Annotated in this window: 2 protein-coding genes and 1 pseudogene; all 3 read right to left on the bottom strand. The window is 66.5% G+C overall.

Going from position 1 to position 2502, the window contains the following annotated elements:
• Positions 1-328, bottom strand: a pseudogene (locus tag ACJ8AT_RS30530) (hypothetical protein); the annotation flags it as partial.
• Positions 329-421: 93 nt separating this feature from the next.
• Positions 422-985, bottom strand: coding sequence for an imm11 family protein (locus ACJ8AT_RS30525; RefSeq protein WP_407741456.1), 564 nt, complete (start codon positions 983-985; stop codon positions 422-424).
• Between the two features lie 15 nt (positions 986-1000).
• Positions 1001-2302, bottom strand: coding sequence for an AHH domain-containing protein (locus ACJ8AT_RS30520; protein ID WP_407741455.1), 1302 nt, complete (start codon positions 2300-2302; stop codon positions 1001-1003).
• Positions 2303-2502: the final 200 nt, after the last annotated feature.

Below are 2502 nucleotides of genomic sequence, written 5' to 3'. Positions count from 1 at the left end.
CCCAGACGGTGGGAGTGAAGGGGATGCCCTTGGCCTCGAGCTCGCGCAGGTACGCCTTGTGGGTGTTCCAGCGGAGCACCTCGGGCGGGTTGTAGAGGCGGGTGAGGCGGCCGACCTTGGAGGACCAGGCGACGAAGGCGTCGCGGCGCAGGTGGCTGTCCCAGGTGTTGCGGATGACGGCGACCTTCGGAGTGCGCCAGTCCATCTTCGGGTCATCCCAGATGCAGGGGCGGGCATCCAGCCCCAGCGCCGCGAGCGCGGGCAACAGCGGCGCATCATAGGCATCGAGCTGAGGCAGGCCGGCGTAGGTGACGATGGCGACGTCCAAGGTGCGGGGCTCCGGGTGTGAAGGAGCGCCTCTAAAGCACTCGGGCGAATGGCTGTCCACCCACCGCGCTGATGGGAGCCATGGCCGTCAGCATCAGACCTCGACGAACCGTGTTCCGGTGATCCCCCCGGCTTCGATGGCCTGCTTGAGGTCGTCGGAGACGATCAGGGCGATGTCCCATCCCCAGGTGCGAAAGACGCGCGCATCACCTACCTTGGACGGATCGATGCGCAGCGCATGAACGTAGCGATACGTGCCGACCTTTTCCGGCTGCCCATCCTCGGGTCTCCAGTACTTGACCTCTTCACACCGGGCGTCATCGATGCAGCGGATGGTGCGCAGGGTGTTGAGGATGAAGAAGGGATCCGAATGTCCTTCAACCCGAGTGGGGATGAACTGCACGTCCTGGACGCGCAGCCGCTGGAAGATCTGGACGAAGCGCTCGTGGACCACGGGGATGGCAAATGCCGCCCAGCAGAAGTCCAACGGCTCTCCAGGAACATCGAGTGGGAAGCGAGGTACGCAGCCTAGATCGAGAGCGTGGCCTTCGAAGAACTGCCAGGGATCGAGTTCCTGCCCGGCGGCATCGAGAGGGGTGCCCAGATGCCATCGGGTCAGTGAGCGCCTGTCGTCCATCAACTCGTAGTACCTGGGCATGGCCGCGCTCTTACGTCACTCCTGTGCCTTCGTCACGAGCCGATGAAGTCGTGAGCCTGGAGTACAGACATCCCGAGCCAGTTCCTCGAGTGCGGTTACCAGCTTGCTTCGGCAATCGGGAAGGGACTTGCAGCCCAGGACGGCTGAGCGGAGCCTTCTGTAAATCTCCTGGTGGTACGCCTCCGGGTGGGGGCCCTTATGGCCCTGGAGGTAGACGCGATTGGCTGGGTCATCAAGGCTCATGCCCGCCATTGCGAAGAGTCGCTCGAACTGCGGAGTCCACGGCCCGCCCGTATCAGCTGAGATTTCGTTCTTGTCAGTGGCCAGATGGTGCCACTGAGAGCCCTCCTTCTTCTGGGAGCCATCGCTGCACGCACTGCCCAGGCCGGAAGCCGCGGTGCCCACGGCTGCGCCCGCGATGACGAGGGTGCCGTCCGCCACCACGTGAGCCGTGGAGGCAGACTGGAACGTCAGCCCTCCCGCGAGGGCATAGCGGGGAGAACTGAGCAGTGGGCCCAGGCCTCCTGGCGGCACGTTGGGCAGAGCCTTGGCCACGCCGTAGCTGGCGACCATGACGAGCACCCGGAGCGCGGTGCCACCCAAGGCGTGGCCGAAGCGCTCGGCCACGCCTTCCAACTCCTCCACTGTCCTGGCGGCTTGAGCGTCCCGGTACAGTTGCAGGCAGGCCAGCGCGACGTTGCGCAACTCGAGCAGGCCCACCACGAGCGCCAGTCTGGCCGTGAGCGTGGCGGCGAACGCCTTGGAGAAGAGGGGCTCGGGCAGGAGCCACGCGGAGAAGTACACGACGATGGAGAGGGCGACGCTGGCGAGGAAGACAGGCGAGCGGAACAACTCGCGTGCCGCATCGCGGATGCCCTGCCCCATGTAGCGAGGTGACAGCCGGAGGGCCATGAAGAGCGGGCTGCGTTCCAAGGAACCCGGCATGGGCAGCAGCGGAGGGCCATAGCGGGCGAGAAACTCCGCGCGCAGGCGCTGCTCCCACGGAGCGCCCTTACCGCCCGTCAAGGCCATGGCAGGGACGACCTCGAACGGTGGTGCCTCTGGGATGCACGCGAGGAAGGCGGCGAGCGCCGCGCGAGCTTCATCCTCTCGTAGCACCTCGTAGAACGGGTCGGGCGGCAGCGGAGCGAAGTCCCACTGGAACTGATCGTCACCCAGCCGGGTGACTGCTACGACCGCGGGTCGTACCTGGCGGTCGGTGTCCTCCGAGATGTCAGCCTGAGACGTGGCACACGAACTGGAGGCGGCGAGACACAGGGCCAGAAACAGGCGCAGCAGGCAGGAGGCACTCCTCATACCTCGGCATCATGCGCGGCTCCGCAGGGGTTGGGCCACTGGGGCTGCCTGGATTCACCCCGAGCGCATCAGGATCTGCCCGGAGGCGCTGGGCCCGGTGCGTGAACCCGACACCGGCTCGGTGCCCTGGCGCACGTGGGCCAGCGCCTCCTGCGCCGCCTGCGCCAGCATCACCTGCCCCTGCGGATAGGGCGCCGCCT

The sequence above is a fragment of the Hyalangium sp. genome (assembly GCF_045802625.1).
GTDB lineage: Bacteria > Myxococcota > Myxococcia > Myxococcales > Myxococcaceae > Hyalangium.
Note: the sequence above shows the minus strand (reverse complement) of the source record. Positions and strands in the feature narration are given on the sequence as shown.